Below are 14,871 nucleotides of genomic sequence, written 5' to 3'. Positions count from 1 at the left end.
CTCGCACCCACAGCGTGAGTCCGCCCCGGGGCACCTCGAACTCCCACGTCGGCAGTTCCCGCCGTACCGCCGCCACCAGCGCGTCGCGGTTGTCCCGGGCCTGGGCGCGCCGCAGCTGCACGGCCTGCTCCCAGCCGCCGGTGCTGAACAGCCAGTTCACCGCGAGCTGCTCCAGCACGGGGGTGCCGAGGTCGGCGTAGGCGCGGGCGGCGACCAGGCTGCGGATCACGTCCGGCGCCGCCCGGACCCAGCCGATGCGCATCCCCGCCCAGAAGGCCTTGCTGGCCGACCCCACGGTGATCACCGTGGATCCGGCCGGGTCGAAGCCGCACACCGGCCGGGGCATCTCGACGCCCTCGTCCAGCCAGAGTTCGCTCATGGTCTCGTCGCAGACGAGCACGGTGCCCGCCGAGCGCGCCGCCTCCACCAGCCGTCGCCGCTGGTCCTCGGCGGCCAGGGCACCGGTCGGGTTGTGGAAGTCGGCGACGACGTACGCCATCCGCGGCGCGGCCTCGCGCAGCACCTGACGCCAGCGCTCCATGTCCCACCCGGCGAGCCCCTCGGCCATCGCGACGGGCACCAGCCGGGCACCCGTCTCCCGCATCAGCTGGAGGATGTTGGCGTACGACGGCGACTCGACCGCGATGCGCTCACCCCGGCCGGCGAAGAGATGGCAGATGGCGTCGATGGCGCCCATCGCGCCGGTCGTCACCATGATCTGTTCGGGCATGGTCGGGATCCCGCGCGCGGTGTACCGCTCGGCGATCATCGTGCGCAGCGCCGGCAGTCCGGCCGGGTAGTCGCCGTGCGTGTGGGCGTAGGGAGGCAGTTCCTCCAGGGCGCCCTGCACCGCCCGGGTCAGCCACGGCTCCGGCGCGGGCAGCGCCGCACAGCCGAGGTCGATCACCGAGCCCAGTGCCTCGGGCGGCAGGGGTTCGAGGCCGCGGGCCGGGAGCGGGTTCCCGGCCGGTACGGCCGTCCAGCTCCCGGCGCCGCGCCGGGACTCCAGGAAGCCCTCGGTGCGCAGCGTCTCGAAGGCGGTGGCGACCGTGGTGCGGCTCACGGCCAGGGCGAGGGCCAGTTCGCGTTCGGCCGGCAGCCGGGCGGCGACCGGCACCCTGCCCTCCAGGACCAGCAGCCGGATGCCGTCGGCCAGCGCGCGGTAGGCGGGCGGGCGGCGGGTGCCCGGGCCCGCGGGGCGGTCCTGCTGCGACTTGAGCAGCCGGGCGAGCTGAGCGGCACCCACCGCGGAAGTCCACTGCGCCATTTTTTCCAGTCCACCTTCCTCGAATTGGCCATGGTTGGCTCTGCTTTCCAAGCCACAGAGTGTCATGCGCCAGGCCACTACCACCACAGGGAGCCCCCGTGTCCGCGTCACAGCCCCTCGCGCGACGGCTGATCCAGCTCTACGCCGGTCTTGTGCTGTACGGCGCGAGCTCCGCTCTCCTGGTGCGGGCGAACCTCGGCCTGGAGCCCTGGGGCGTTCTGCACCAGGGGCTCGCCGAGCGCACCGGTCTGACGATCGGCGTGGTGTCCATCGTCGTGGGCGCGGCGGTGCTGCTGCTGTGGATACCGCTGCGGCAGCGTCCCGGCCTCGGCACGGTCTCCAACGTGTTCGTCGTCGGCCTGGCCATGGACGGCACGCTCTCGCTGCTCCCCCCGGTCCACAACCTCGCCGGGCGGGGCACGCTGCTGCTGGCCGGCATCCTGCTCAACGGTGTGGCCACCGGTCTCTACATCACCGCGGCCTTCGGAGCGGGCCCGCGCGACGGGCTGATGACCGGGCTGCACCGCCGTACGGGCCGTTCGATCCGGCTGATGCGGACGGCCGTCGAGGTGACGGTCGTGGTCACCGGTTTCTGCCTCGGCGGGACCGTCGGGGTCGGCACCGTGGTGTACGCCGTGTCGATCGGTCCGCTCGCCCAGCTCTTCCTGCGTGTGTTCGCCGCTCCGGCGGCATCCGGCAGCAGCCCGGTGGTTGCCGCCGGGACACCCCGGGGAGCGATACTGCGTCCGTGACCACGCACATACGCCACCCGTACCTCGACCACCCGGGCCCGATCGCCTTCGCTCACCGCGGCGGGGCCGCGGACGGTCTGGAGAACACCGTGGCGCAGTTCAGGCGCGCGGTCGAGACGGGCTACCGCTACATCGAGACGGACGTGCACGCCACCCGGGACGGCAGGCTCGTCGCCTTCCACGACTCGACGCTGGACCGGGTGACGGACGGCGCGGGCCGGATCGCGGACCTGCGCTGGGAGGACGTGAGCCACGCGCGCGTGGGCGGCCGGGAACCGGTGCCGCTGTTCGAGGAGCTCCTGGAGACGTTCCCCGAGGTGCGCTGGAACGTCGACATCAAGGCGGAGCCCGCGCTGCACCCGCTGCTGAACCTGATCGCCCGGACCGACGCCTGGGACCGGGTCTGTGTCGGCTCCTTCTCCGAGGCCCGCGTCGTGCGCGCGCAGCGGCTGGCCGGGCCCCGGCTGGCGACGTCGTACGGCACCCGCGGGGTGCTCAATCTGCGGTTGCGTTCCTGGGGGGTGCCGGCCGCGCTGCGCGACTCCGCCGTCGCCGCCCAGGTGCCCGAGACCCAGTCGGGCATCCAGGTGGTGGACCGGCGCTTCGTGCGCACGGCCCACGCGCGCGGGCTCCAGGTGCACGTGTGGACGATCAACGAGGCGGATCGGATGCACCGGCTCCTGGACCTGGGAGTCGATGGCATCATGACCGATCACATCGACACGTTGCGCAAGGTCATGGAGGACCGGGGCGTCTGGGTCTGAGCCCGGAAGCACCGGCCCCGCCCTTCGCACACCACCTCCAGCGGGGAAGCGAGGGGCGCGGGTGGGCATCGACACCGTGCGGACCACGACGGCCGACGAGGCCGCCGACCGGCGGCGCGAGCAGCGCGGCTGGTACTTCTACGACTGGGCGTGCTCCGTCTACTCGACGAGCGTGCTCACCGTGTTCCTCGGCCCCTATCTGACCTCGGTCGCCAAGGCGGCCGCGGACGCCGACGGATACGTCCATCCGCTGGGTGTGCCGGTGCGCGCGGGCTCGTTCTTCGCGTACTCCGTGTCCCTGTCGGTGATCGTGGCCGTCGTGGTGATGCCGCTGGTGGGGGCCGCCGCCGACCGGACGGGCCGCAAGAAGCCCCTGCTGGGCGCGGCCGCCTATCTGGGGGCCGCGGCGACGACGGGCATGTTCTTCCTCCACGGCGACCGCTATCTGCTCGGCGGCGCCCTGCTGATCGTCGCGAACGCCGCGCAGTCGGTGGCGATGATGCTCTACAACTCCTACCTGCCGCAGATCGCGCCGCCCGAGGAGCGCGACGCGGTCTCCTCCCGCGGCTGGGCCTTCGGGTACGCGGCCGGAGCCCTGGTCCTGGTGGTGAACCTGGTGCTCTATCTGGCCCATGACTCCTTCGGCGTCTCGGAGACCATGGCCGTACGGATCTGCCTGGCGTCGGCGGGGCTGTGGTGGGGCGCGTTCACCCTGGTGCCGCTGCGCCGACTGCGCGACCGGCGCTCGGCCACCCGGGAGGCCACGGCCCCCGGGATGCGGCAGCTCGTGGCGACCGTGCGGGACATGCGCCGCCACCCGCTGACGCTGGCCTTCCTGCTCGCGTACCTCATCTACAACGACGGCATCCAGACGGTGATCTCGCAGGCCTCGGTCTACGGCTCCGAGGAGCTGGGGCTCGAGCAGTCCACGCTGATCGGGGCGGTGCTGCTGGTCCAGGTACTGGCGATGGCGGGCGCGCTGGCGATGGGGCGGCTGGCCCGGACGTACGGGGCCAAACGTACGATTCTCGGCTCGCTGGTGGCCTGGACGGTCACCCTGGGCGCCGGCTACTTCCTGCCGGCCGGCGCGCCGGCCGGGTTCTTCGCCCTGGCGGCCGCGATCGGACTGGTGCTCGGCGGCAGCCAGGCACTCTCGCGCTCCCTGTTCTCCCATCTGGTCCCACCCGGCAAGGAGGCCGAGTACTTCTCGGCGTACGAGATGAGCGACCGGGGCATGAGCTGGTTGGGCCCCCTGCTGTTCGGGATCACCTACCAGCTGACCGGAAGCTACCGGGACGCGATCATCTCGCTGGTGATCTTCTTCGTCGTGGGGTTCGTGCTGCTCGCGCGGGTTCCGGTCCGGCGGGCGATCGGCGACGCGGGCAATCCCGTACCCGCGAAGATTTAGCGCTCAGGGCGAAAGGGCGGTAGTGTACGCGTTTGGCCTGCCAGACGTACCGTTACTGCGCGTCAAAGATGCCGAAACGCTGTGTGACATCTGCTAGCAGATGTGACAAACCGGGCGCTGGTGGGTACAACAAGGGGCGGCTACGACGGCGACGCATGACCCGGAACGGGAATCTTTACCGCCGACCGGACGTTGACCGGATGACGACGACAGCGACACCTGTCCTGTGGGCGACAAGCCCGGGAGGCACGATTCATGAGTGAGCGAGCTCTTCGCGGCACGCGCCTCGTGGTGACCAGCTACGAGACGGACCGCGGCATCGACCTGGCCCCGCGCCAGGCCGTGGAGTACGCATGCGAGAAGGGACATCGCTTCGAGATGCCCTTCTCGGTCGAGGCGGAGATTCCGCCGGAGTGGGAGTGCAAGGTCTGCGGGGCCACGTCACTCCTGGTGGACGGCGACGGCCCTGAGGAGAAGAAGGCCAAGCCCGCGCGTACCCACTGGGACATGCTGATGGAGCGGCGCACCCGCGAGGAGCTCGAAGAGGTCCTCGAGGAGCGTCTGGCAGTTCTGCGGTCCGGGGCGATGAACCTGGCGGTCCATCCCCGCGACAGCCGCAAGTCCGCCTGATCCCCGCGGGATCCGAGCGACACACAGCGCACCACGCACAAGACCGAGGGCGCCGTACCGGAATTCCGGTACGGCGCCCTCGGTCTTGTGCGTCTTCGGCCCGCTCACCGCGTCGGCGGCGGGCCCGACCCCTGGGGGCTTCACCTGCGACGTCGCCTCACCGCGTCAGCGGCGGGCGCGGACCCTGGGGCGTCTCGCCCGGCTCGTCCCTGATGACCTCGCCCTTGATGACCTCGCCCTGGACGACCTTGCCGTCGGGGCGGTGGATCCTGGCCTGCTGGAAGGCGTCGCCGAAGGTGCCGGGGGCGGACCGGCGCAGGGTGCGGTCGAACGAGCGTTCCGCGTAACGGGCCAGGACCTTCTGGACCGGCGGGATCAGCAGGAGCAGGCCCAGGGCGTCCGAGATCAGGCCGGGGATCATCAGCAGCAGCCCGCCCAGCATGAGCAGACCGTTCCCGCTGCCCTTCGACGGGGAGCCACCGCCCTGGAGCGCCTCGTTCAGGTTGCGGAAGGCGCGTCGGCCGGCCCGCTTGACGACCACCGCTCCCAGCACGAACCCGGCCAGCAGCAGCAGGAACACCGTGAAGCCGCTCGTCGCGCCCGCGACCACGGTCAGCAGCCAGATCTCCAGCACCACCCACGCCGCCACACCCAGGGGCAGGAAGGTCCGCAGCCGGGAACGCGGGGGTCGGGTGGAGGAGGAGGTCGGGGTGGAGGAGGGGGTCGGAACGCCTGTCGTCATGCATCCAGTGTGCCCGGACCCTGCTCAGTGCCGGATAAGAGGCGGATCAGGGGTGCCCGTGCGGCCACCGGGACAGCTGGTGGCCGCGGGCTCCGTACGGCTACCGCCGCGGCGGCTTCGCGGCATCGCCGCGGCCCGTGATCTTGCCGACCCGCTCCCCCACGCCCCACGCCGTGACCCGCCACAGCGCCTCGACGAGGATGTCCTTGCTCATCTTGGAGTCGCCGAGCTCGCGCTCCACGAAGGTGATGGGGACCTCGACCACGTGGTAGCCCGCCTTGACGGCGCGCCGGGCCAGGTCGACCTGGAAGCAGTAGCCCTGGGAGGAGACCTCGTCGAGCCCGAGGCCTTCGAGGGTCTCGCGGCGGAAGGCCCGGTAGCCGCCGGTGATGTCGCGCAGCGGCAGGTCGAGGGCGATGCGTGAGTAGAGGCTGCCGCCGCGGGAGATGAACTCGCGGGACTTGGGCCAGTTCACCACCCGGCCGCCCGGCACCCAGCGGGAGCCGAGGACGAGGTCCGCGCCCTTGAGCGCGGTCAGCAGCCGGGGCAGCTCCTCGGGCTGGTGGGAGCCGTCGGCGTCCATCTCGATCAGGACGCCGTAGTCGTGCTCCATACCCCAGCGGAAGCCCGCGAGGTAGGCGGCACCAAGACCTTCCTTGCCCTTGCGGTGCAGCACATGGACCTGTCCGTCCTCGGCCGCCAGCTCGTCCGCGAGCTTGCCGGTGCCGTCGGGGCTGTTGTCGTCGGCCACGAGCACGTGTGCCTCGGGAACCGCCTTTCGCACCCGGCCGACGATCGCCTTGATGTTCTCCGCCTCGTTGTAGGTGGGGATGATCACCAAGGCCGTGCCGAGCGGACCGAACTGCCTGCCCCGGGCCTGTCCCGCAAGGGTCCCGTCGCCGTCGTTCACTGCTGCCCCTTCATTTCCGTACGCAGAGGTCCACCATAGTGGCCGCCGCCTGCGCCGACGTGACAGCACGTACGTCTGGTGGTGTCGATTCGGCAAGAGCGGGGTAAGAACATACTTTTCGCCCGTGATCAGCCGATCGGTGACCGACGATGTCGGGCGAGGAGCGACGGCGCGGTCGGTGTCGAGGCCGCGGTCGGCCGATCGCCGACCCGGGACGGCGGATGGGGGCCCGGCGCTCTTCGGGCCGACCTGGGACCCGCCGGCTGCGGATCGACCTGAAGCCGTTGTCTACTGAGCGCCCGGGCCCCATCCCGGTCACACCCTGCCGACCGGCCGGAACGTTCCCTCGTCGGCGCGGACGCTGAGCCTGGCTCCCGGTGGAGGTGCCCCGGTACGGCACACCGTCCCTGACCCAGCGGCGCTGCGACGAGTGCGCGGACGTTCCCCGGTCGGGCGTCCGGTGGTGGACTCCGCCGAACCTACCCGCCCCCAACCGTGGCCTGTCAACAGCGGTCCGACCTGCTGGTTCTCCACAAACGCGCTGGTCAGCGCGGATGACGCGCAGGTCGCGCGACAACCCGGCGGCAGGCGGGCGGCCCCACCTTCCGCGCCGGATCACTCGCCCGGCCGTACGAAGATCGTCCGTCCGCCGACCACCGTGCGCAGGCAGACGGGGAGGTCGGCGCCGGGGGTGAGGTCGGGCAGACCCGGGGTGCCGGAGCGGGGGTCGGTGGACCAGCGCGCGACCCGGTCGTCCGGGGCCTGGACGACGAGGGCGTCGGTGCGCCACACGGCGTAGTCCGCGGGCGCGCCCGGCACCAGGATGCCTGCGTCGTCGCGTCCGATCGCCCGCCAGCCGCCACGCGTATGCGCCGTGAACGCGGCCCGGACGGAGACGCGGTGCTCGGGCGTGCGGTGGAAGGCGGCGGCCCGGACCGTGCCCCAGGGGTCGAGGGGCGTGACCGGGGAGTCGGAGCCGAAGGCCAGGGGCACACCGGCCCGCAGCAGCGCCGCGAAGGGGTTCAGCGTCCGGGCCCGCTCGGCGCCCAGGCGGTCGGCGTACATGCCGTCCTCGCCGCCCCACAGCGCGTCGAAGGCGGGCTGGACGGAGGCGGTCAGCCCGAGCTCGGCGAAGGCCGCGACGGTCTCCGGGGTGAGCATCTCGGCGTGCTCGACCCGGTGCCGGGCGGCCCGTACACGGGCCAGGCCGACCTTCTCCGCGGCCGCGCGCACGCCTTCCACCACCGCGGTCACGGCGGCGTCGCCGATCGCGTGGAAGCCCGCCTGGAGGCCCGTCTCGGTGCAGGCGGCGACATGGGCGGCGACCGCCGCGGCGTCGAGGTAGGCGGTGCCGGTGTGGTCGGCGTCGGTGTACGGCCGGTGCAGACAGGCGGTGTGGGAGCCGAGGGCGCCGTCGACGAACAGGTCGCCGGCGGCGCCGAGGGCGCCCAGCTCCCGCGCCTTGTCGAGGTCCTGGTCGGCCCAGTAGCCGACGACCCGCGGCCCCGCCTCCTGGGCGGCGAGCCGCAGCAGGCCGGTGAAGTCGTCCTCGGAGGAGATCTCGGGGCCGCCGCACTCGTGGACGGACCCGATGCCCAGGGAGGCCGCGTGGGCGAGGGCGGCGCGCTGGGCGGCGGTGCGCTGCGCCGGCGTCACGGCCGCGAACGCGGCGGCGCGCACGGCGTGGTGGGCCGCGCGGGTGAGGGGCTCCCGGTCCGCGAAGCCGGGCTCGGTCCGCGCGTGCGGCGCCAGGTCGAGCAGGGCGGTGGTGACGGCGGCCGAGTGGACGTCGATCCGGCTGAGGTAGAGCGGCCGGCCGCCCGCGGCCTCGTCCAGCTCGTCCCGCCGGGGAGCCCGCCGTTCGGGCCAGCGCGCGGCGTCCCAGCCGTGGCCGAGCAGCACCCGGTCGTCCGGGCGGCGGGCGGCGAAGTCGCGCACCAGGTCGAGCGCCGCCGCCAGGGAGGGCGCGGACGACAGGTCCAGGCCGGTCAGCGCGAGGCCGGTGGCGGTGCTGTGCACATGGGCGTCGGTGAAGGCCGGAGTGACCAGGGCGCCGTCCAGGTCGACCACCTCGTCGACACCGTCGGCGAAGGCGTCGGCGGCGCCCTCGGAACCGACCCAGGCGACCTGGCCGCGCTCGACGACCATCGCGGTCGCGAAGGGGTCGGCAGGGCTGTGGACCTCTCCACGGCGGAGCAGGACGGTCTTCGGTTCGGCGGTGCGCTCACTCATGGGAACAGTCTCGCGCCTCGCCGCGGCGGCGCTGCACGCAGGTCGGTCAGATGCGCGGCGGCCGCGCCTCGTACGGCGTCGAGAGCACCACGGTGGTCCGGGTGGACACGCCCGCCAGGGAGCGCAGCCGGGCCAGCAGCTCCTCCAGTTCGTGCGGGGTCGCCACGCGCACCTTGAGGATGTAGTTCTCGTCGCCCGCGACGCTGTGGCAGGCCTCGATCTCGGGGACCCCGGCGAGGCGGTCGGCGATGTCGTCGGGGGCGCTGGGGTCGAAGGGTTTCACCGAGATGAAGGCGGTCATGGGCAGCCCGACGGCCTCGGGGTCGACGACGGCCGCGTAGCCGCGGATCACACCGCGCTGTTCCAGCCGGCGCACTCGCTGGTGCACGGCGGACGTGGACAGGCCGGTGGCCTTGCCGAGGTCCGTGTAGCTCATCCGCCCGTCCTTGACGAGCAGCTGCACGATCTGACGGTCGAGCTCCTCCATGTCGCAAGAACCTACAGGGCGCTTGATCTCCTCCGATACCTGAGCAGCCCAGGTCATACCCGGTTCGTGATGTGAAGGGGCGCCGCCGGGGCGCCGGAGAGCGGCACCCGGCGGGGGACGGATCCCGCGCGCGGGGCGCCCGCGGTCCCCCGCACGCGGCATCTGCGAGCGGCATGTGACGAACACCACAGCACCCGGACCGTCTCCGTGCTGGTCTCGCGATTACCGCCGAGACCGGACGGGAAGTGCTTGCTGTGGTCGAGGCCGCAGTGCCTTCACGGCCCAGCCCGAGGGGGAGAATCCCATGCAGAGTCTTAAGCGCCCTGGTCGTACCTTTGCCAAGCGGCAGCAGCCGGTGGTCGAGCCCGCGCCGGAGGGCGTCGAACCCGACGACTTCGACGGCGACGAATTCGACGCGTACGACACCTTCGAGATGTTCCGGGTGATCTGCCCGGACTGCGCGCAGCCCATCGCCCTGCTGGCGGACGAGGAGTTCCTGCCGGAGCACGCGCTGTGCGCCTCGCCGTGGAACCCCTTCGGGCTCACGGTGTGCGCCGGTACGGGCCGGGAGGCCGCCGCGGCACAGGCCGCGGACGAGTCCATCGAGCCCCAGGAGCAGGACACCGCACTGCTGTTGACGCTTCCCCAGGGACTCGACTGGCGGACGCAGCCCTTCTCGCACGTCGGCGGCCCGGGCTCGCGCCCGATGCGCGTGCCGGTGATGCGCCGGGCCGCCTGAGGCCCCTCGCTCCATCCCCGTAGCCAGCCACCCTGCACCATGGCCCGCAGGCCGCCGTGGTGCAGGATCGGTGCGTCCGGATCCGCCGCGGGGCGGCGGGCGATTCCGCCGAAGTGCGCTTGGCGGCAGGCGATCCGTGGCATGACGAGGGCGCGTGCCGGTGCCGCGTACCCGACCTCGATGTCCTGAACTTCGACGCAGGCCCGGCGAGTTCGGCGTACCGCTCTGGCAGCAACGCAGTTGACGACGCGTCAGGCATGCGCCGGCGCCCCTGTGCACGACACCCCGGCTCTGGGGGCACAGAGCGAACTCACGGCCGATTGCGCGGGAAGGTGACCTGCCCGGCCGCCGTCGCGTTGCCCTGGTATGACCCTTGCCCAGTCGGTGCCCGTAGTCACGCGCCGCGTGTTCGTCCCGGCGCCCGCGGAATCGGTTCCGCTGCCCCCTCCGCAACCCCAGGACCCGCCCATCTACCGCGCCCTGATGCGCGCCTGGGCCGACCGGGGCCGCACGCTGCCGGGCCGCCACGACCCGGAGTGGGTCAGGCTGGCGGCCCCGCAGGTGCGGCCGGGTCAGTTCAGCGGGTCTCCGGACCCGCGAGGTGACGGGCGATGACCATGCGCTGGATCTGGTTGGTGCCCTCGACGATCTGGAGCACCTTGGCCTCGCGCAGGTAGCGCTCGGCGGGGAAGTCCGCGGTGTAGCCGTAGCCGCCGAGGACCTGGACGGCGTCGACGGTGACCTTCATCGCGGTGTCGGTGCAGTGCAGCTTGGCCATCGCGGCCTGCTTCGCGAACGGCCGCCCGGCGTCCCGCAGTCGCGCCGCCGACAGGTACAGGGCCCGGCCCGCCTCGATCTGCGTGGCCATGTCGGCCAGCATGAAGCGCAGTCCCTGGAAGTCGGCGATCGGCCGCCCGAACTGCTGCCGCCCGGTGGCGTACGCGACCGCCGCGTCGAGCGCGGCCTGGGCCACGCCGATCGCGCAGGCCGCGATGCCGAGCCGGCCGGAGTCGAGCGCGGACAGCGCGATGGCGAAGCCCTGGCCCTCCTCGCCGATGCGCCGGGCGTCGGAGACGCGTACGCCGTCGAAGTTGACCTGCGCGGTGGGCGAGCCCTTCATGCCCATCTTCTTCTCGGGCGCCGCGGCGCCGAGTCCCTCGGCGTCGGCCGGCACCAGGAACGCGGTGATCCCGCGCGGGCCGTCCGCACCGGTGCGGGCCATGACCGTGTAGAAGTCGGCGATCCCGCCGTGGGTGATCCACGCCTTGGTGCCGTTGATCACCCACTCGCCGCCGTCGCGCACCGCCCTGGTGCGCAGGGACGCGGCGTCCGAGCCGGACGACGGCTCGGAGAGGCAGTAGGCGCCCAGCAGACCGCCGCCGAGCATCGCGGGCAGGTGCTCGACCTGCTGCTGCTTGGTGCCGTAGGCCGCGACGGCATAGGAGGCCAGGGTGTGGACGCTGACGCCGAGGCCGACGGTCAGCCGGGCCGCGCCGAGCTCCTCCAGCACCTGGAGGTAGACCTCGTAGGGCTGCTCGCCACCGCCGTACTCGCTGTCGTAGGGCAGACCCAGCAGACCCGATTCGGAGAGCAGGGTGAAGACCTCGCGGGGGAAGCGTCCGGCGTCCTCCTCCTCGGCCGCCTTCGGTGCGATCTCGCGCTGCGCGATGTCGCGGACGAGCGAGATCAGATCCCGGGCCTCGTCCGTGGGCAGTTGCCGTTCCACCGGCTGCGGGGCGCGCTCCATCATGGCGACGCTCTCCTCCCTGTCGGGCACATCGGCGGATGTGCGCCTTGGGTGTGGGCGGCTCCGCCAGGTCTTTCTCGGTACCGCCGCCGCGCCTGCTTCCGGGTCGCGGAAGCGGCTGACCAGCGGCTGTGCGCTGTGAGTATGCCCGATCGGCGACACCCAGTCACCAGTTAACGACCGCTTACTTCAAGAAATTCCGTCCATGATCGAATACCCGACACCGGTCTGGACCATTGACCTCATCGGTCCGGTCCGACTAGGCTCGGCCACGGGCACGTTCGTCGTGTCCATGCCGATCGACGCACACTTCTTCTCGCACGAGGAGACGAGACACCCGACTCGGGGCGCAGGACCCGGAACGTACGGCCGGGCTCTCGGCCCCGGCACCTCTCACCGCATCACGAACGCCGGTCCGCCGCATCACGAGCGGCCCCGGCCGGAACCACGGGCCGGCACCTTCCCCGCCCGGCAGCCCGGACGGCCGGTCGCGCGACCCGTCAGCCGTCCCGGCGGGCGGGCGGCGGAGCCGGATACGCGGGGTCGAGCTCCTCGATGGCGCGCAGAGTGCCGCCGAGCGACTTGACCAGCAGGTCGCGCATGGTCGCGCGGGACAGTTCGAGGCGGCCGATCCAGTCGAGGGCGGCACCCTCCACACTGCACACCCAGGCGATCAGGCCCATCCGGGCCAGCGGCGCGATGTCGGTGCGGCCGTACGCCCCGTCGGCGATGGTCGCCACGATCGCCTCGCGCACTCCGTCCCGGATGGCGTGCACCTCGGCGTCGAAGCCGACGCCGCCGCTCACGATCGTGCGGTAGGCGGCCTGGTTGTGCTCGGCGTAGCGCAGATAGCTGTCGATGGTGCGGTGGACCCGGTCGACCTGGCCGAGTTCGACCCCACCCGCCGCGAAGGAGACCAGGTCGGCGACGGAGTCCTGGATGATCGCCAGGTAGTAGCCGCGCTTGGACTGGAAGTAGTAGTAGATCAACCCCTTGGCGACATGCGCCTGCCGGGCGATGTCGTCCATCGAGAGCGCGTCGTAGGACGTGTCGGCGAACAGCCTGCGCCCGATGGCGATGAGTTCGGCTCGGCGCGCCAGTGAGCGCTCGGTGCCGCGCGCCCGCGGACGGACGGCCGTGTCACGCTGTTGACTGATATTCAATTTCGACCCTGGTCTCCTACGGGCGGCGGAACATCCGCAGTATGTCAGGTTCGGGTATGCCTCAGGTCACAGCAGCCCGAGCTGGGTGACAAGCATCGCGATCACCACGACGAGGGTCCACCCCAGCGCGTGTTCGAGGATTTTCGGGCCGTCTTCACGGGGGCCGCCGGTGCGGGCGCGGACGGCGGTTGCTGACTGTGCGGTCATGGCTTCTCACTGCGCTCGGAGGTACGGGACGAACTCCCCCACACCGGCCCATGCCGCTCCCCGGCCGGTCCGTCCACCTTGCCACCGTCCGCGGCCTTTGCGGCGGAGAGTTCCGTCACAGCACCGACGGCCCCCGGGTCGGCGGGGGCCGTCGAGCGAGAGGCCGGAGGCCGGCGGGCTCCGGGATCAGTGGACGCCGACCGCCGCCAGGGCATCGCGCTGGCGCGGGCTCGGATGCGCCGGGAAGTAGAGATAGCAGACCCCGCCGGTGCCGGAGACGACCTTGCCCGAGGCGTTGTAGCGCTTGGTCCGCAGCCAGATGTTCTCGAACTCCGACCGCTTGTACACCCGCCGGACCGCCGCGTCGTCCGCCGAGGCCGGATCGTTGGCGATCACGTCGCCGGCCGCGGTGAAGCCGATCACCGTCATGAGGTGTCCGGCGGTGCCGTAGCCGGCCCCGGTCAGCTCGGTCTTGAGGAACGACTGCGACGTTATGGCCGGGATGCCCGCCGCGATCAGCGTCTCCAGGTCGACGAGGGAACCGAGCCGGGTGACGACGCCCTGGAGGTCCTTGAAGGTGGCCGCGTAGGCGGCGTTGAACGGCCAGTTGCCGCAGCCGGTGTACTGGTAGTCGTAGGTGCTCCGGGCCGCGTGGCACACCTGCGGGTCGGCGTACGAGGGGTCGACCCAGGCCAGCTGCTCCGGGGTGAGCCGGTGGCCCCAGTACTCGATGATCATCTGCGAGGAGGTGGGACTGCACCAGGCCTCGCCGCCGTTGTCGTACTGGGGGTACTGGCCCTTGTGGATCTCCTGCGAGTAGCGCGGGACGGCCAGCTCCCCGGCGCGCACGGGCGTGGACGTGGGGACCGTGAACCGGTCGGGGATGTCGGAGCCCATCGCGCCGAGCCGCCAGACCTTCGGGGTGAGCTTGGTGCCGGGCTTGCGGTACAGGGTCAGCCGCAGCCGGTACGAGACCAGGCGCAGGCCCGACGCCGCGTCGTCGACGGAGAAGGTGTCCGTCCAGATGGTGCTCTTGCCGTCGGTCTGGTCGTCGACCGAGGTGCGCTTGATGTCCTGGTCGCCGGCGGCCCAGCGGCCCATCACGTACCAGGGGGTGTCCGTGCCGTCCGTGTAGGTGCCCTTGAGCTCGATCTGGATCCAGGTACCGGCCGGGGTGCGCGCGTTCCACGAGGCGATGACCTCGGTGGCGGGGACGGCGAGCCGGTGGACCGGGGAGGTCCAGGTCCCGTACTCCCAGGAGGCGGTGGTCCCGGTGTGCGGGTCCGGGTAGGCGAAGGTGCCGGCCGGGGCGCCGAGCTCCAGACCGGGTCGGGCGCCCGCGACGGGCCGGGTGCCCCGGACGGCGCCCTCGCGCCACTGGCTGTACGTGGTCCAGGCGTGGTAGTCGACCGGGCGCGCCGAGGGTCCTCCGGCGGCGCCAGCGGCGGATACGGAGTCGGTGGCGGTCGCCGGTCCCGCACCGCCCACCACGGCGGCGGCGACCGCTGCGGCAAGAACGGTTCTCCGGGACGGCTGTTCAACTCTGCTCATGGGCGGAAGGCTCCCAGGTGTCCGAGTCGGGGCGGGTCCAATGCACGATGTGGGCCCACTATGGCCGCAGGCGACATGCTCCTGCCAGCATTTGGGGCCATGCCACGCCCACCAATATTGGTCTCAACCACTGGCATGACCTGCGACGGCTCGGACGCATGAGCGAGCCAGGCACATCGGCGCGAGCGGGACGGTCGTAGACTTCTCCGGACTCCCACGGCCGCAGGCGCAGTTCATGCTCCCCCCGAACCCCGCGCCGCGCACCCCGAGCC

At 72.1% G+C, this 14,871-nt stretch carries 15 protein-coding genes; 6 read left to right on the top strand and 9 right to left on the bottom strand.

The window, feature by feature from the left end:
- Positions 1-1,267, bottom strand: a 1,267-nt coding sequence (locus FNH09_RS36545; RefSeq protein WP_152894189.1) for an SCO1417 family PLP biosynthesis transcription factor, incomplete at its 3' end; no start/stop codon positions are given.
- Positions 1,268-1,365: 98 nt separating this feature from the next.
- Between FNH09_RS36545 and yczE the strand changes: the two genes are divergently transcribed.
- The 4 genes from yczE to FNH09_RS36525 all read left to right on the top strand — a co-directional run bounded on the left by yczE (position 1,366) and on the right by FNH09_RS36525 (position 4,821).
- Positions 1,366-2,019, top strand: coding sequence for a membrane protein YczE (gene yczE / locus FNH09_RS36540; protein WP_162469644.1), 654 nt, complete (start codon positions 1,366-1,368; stop codon positions 2,017-2,019).
- Complete coding sequence (locus FNH09_RS36535; protein WP_162469643.1) at positions 2,016-2,783, top strand: glycerophosphodiester phosphodiesterase family protein; 768 nt, start codon at positions 2,016-2,018, stop codon at positions 2,781-2,783. The genes yczE and FNH09_RS36535 overlap by 4 nt, the downstream gene beginning before the upstream one ends.
- Before the next feature lie 61 nt (positions 2,784-2,844).
- Entirely contained in the window at positions 2,845-4,191 is a 1,347-nt protein-coding gene (locus FNH09_RS36530; RefSeq protein WP_162469642.1) for an MFS transporter, read from the top strand.
- 255 nt (positions 4,192-4,446) lie between these two features.
- Positions 4,447-4,821: an RNA polymerase-binding protein RbpA gene (locus FNH09_RS36525; RefSeq protein ID WP_152894188.1), complete on the top strand. Its 375-nt coding sequence runs from the start codon at positions 4,447-4,449 to the stop codon at positions 4,819-4,821.
- Positions 4,822-4,978: 157 nt separating this feature from the next.
- Here FNH09_RS36525 and fxsA read toward each other — a convergent pair whose 3' ends face one another.
- From fxsA to FNH09_RS36505, 4 genes are all read right to left on the bottom strand, one after another.
- On the bottom strand, positions 4,979-5,563 hold the full coding sequence (gene fxsA / locus FNH09_RS36520) for an FxsA family membrane protein (protein ID WP_152894187.1): 585 nt from the start codon (positions 5,561-5,563) through the stop codon (positions 4,979-4,981).
- 100 nt (positions 5,564-5,663) lie between these two features.
- Complete coding sequence (locus FNH09_RS36515) at positions 5,664-6,473, bottom strand: glycosyltransferase (RefSeq protein ID WP_162469641.1); 810 nt, start codon at positions 6,471-6,473, stop codon at positions 5,664-5,666.
- Between the two features lie 615 nt (positions 6,474-7,088).
- Positions 7,089-8,705 carry an amidohydrolase gene (locus FNH09_RS36510; RefSeq protein WP_152894186.1) on the bottom strand — a complete coding sequence of 539 codons (1,617 nt, stop codon included), beginning with the start codon at positions 8,703-8,705 and terminating at the stop codon, positions 7,089-7,091.
- Positions 8,706-8,751: 46 nt separating this feature from the next.
- Positions 8,752-9,192: an Lrp/AsnC family transcriptional regulator gene (locus tag FNH09_RS36505; RefSeq protein ID WP_004002750.1), complete on the bottom strand. Its 441-nt coding sequence runs from the start codon at positions 9,190-9,192 to the stop codon at positions 8,752-8,754.
- 304 nt (positions 9,193-9,496) lie between these two features.
- Here FNH09_RS36505 and FNH09_RS36500 point away from each other — a divergent pair, with 304 nt between their 5' ends.
- Complete coding sequence (locus FNH09_RS36500; RefSeq protein WP_152894185.1) at positions 9,497-9,931, top strand: hypothetical protein; 435 nt, start codon at positions 9,497-9,499, stop codon at positions 9,929-9,931.
- A gap of 366 nt (positions 9,932-10,297) precedes the next feature.
- Positions 10,298-10,546 carry a hypothetical protein gene (locus tag FNH09_RS49125; protein ID WP_152894184.1) on the top strand — a complete coding sequence of 83 codons (249 nt, stop codon included), beginning with the start codon at positions 10,298-10,300 and terminating at the stop codon, positions 10,544-10,546.
- Here the strand turns inward: FNH09_RS49125 and FNH09_RS36490 are convergent.
- The 4 genes from FNH09_RS36490 to FNH09_RS36475 all read right to left on the bottom strand — a co-directional run bounded on the left by FNH09_RS36490 (position 10,509) and on the right by FNH09_RS36475 (position 14,599).
- Positions 10,509-11,681: an acyl-CoA dehydrogenase family protein gene (locus tag FNH09_RS36490; RefSeq protein WP_152894183.1), complete on the bottom strand. Its 1,173-nt coding sequence runs from the start codon at positions 11,679-11,681 to the stop codon at positions 10,509-10,511. The genes FNH09_RS49125 and FNH09_RS36490 overlap by 38 nt on opposite strands.
- A gap of 497 nt (positions 11,682-12,178) precedes the next feature.
- Positions 12,179-12,841 (bottom strand): TetR/AcrR family transcriptional regulator, encoded by a 663-nt coding sequence (locus tag FNH09_RS36485; protein WP_152894182.1) that lies wholly within the window; start codon positions 12,839-12,841, stop codon positions 12,179-12,181.
- A 66-nt stretch (positions 12,842-12,907) separates the two neighbouring features.
- On the bottom strand, positions 12,908-13,048 hold the full coding sequence (locus FNH09_RS36480) for an SCO1431 family membrane protein (protein ID WP_152894181.1): 141 nt from the start codon (positions 13,046-13,048) through the stop codon (positions 12,908-12,910).
- Positions 13,049-13,234: 186 nt separating this feature from the next.
- Positions 13,235-14,599 carry a peptidase C39 family protein gene (locus FNH09_RS36475; RefSeq protein WP_152894180.1) on the bottom strand — a complete coding sequence of 455 codons (1,365 nt, stop codon included), beginning with the start codon at positions 14,597-14,599 and terminating at the stop codon, positions 13,235-13,237.
- Between the last annotated feature and the right edge of the window lie 272 nt (positions 14,600-14,871).

The sequence above is a fragment of the Streptomyces adustus genome, from assembly GCF_009377175.1.
GTDB lineage: Bacteria > Actinomycetota > Actinomycetes > Streptomycetales > Streptomycetaceae > Streptomyces > Streptomyces adustus.
The sequence above is the reverse complement of the archived record's forward strand: the minus strand, read 5'-3'. Positions and strand labels throughout refer to the sequence as shown.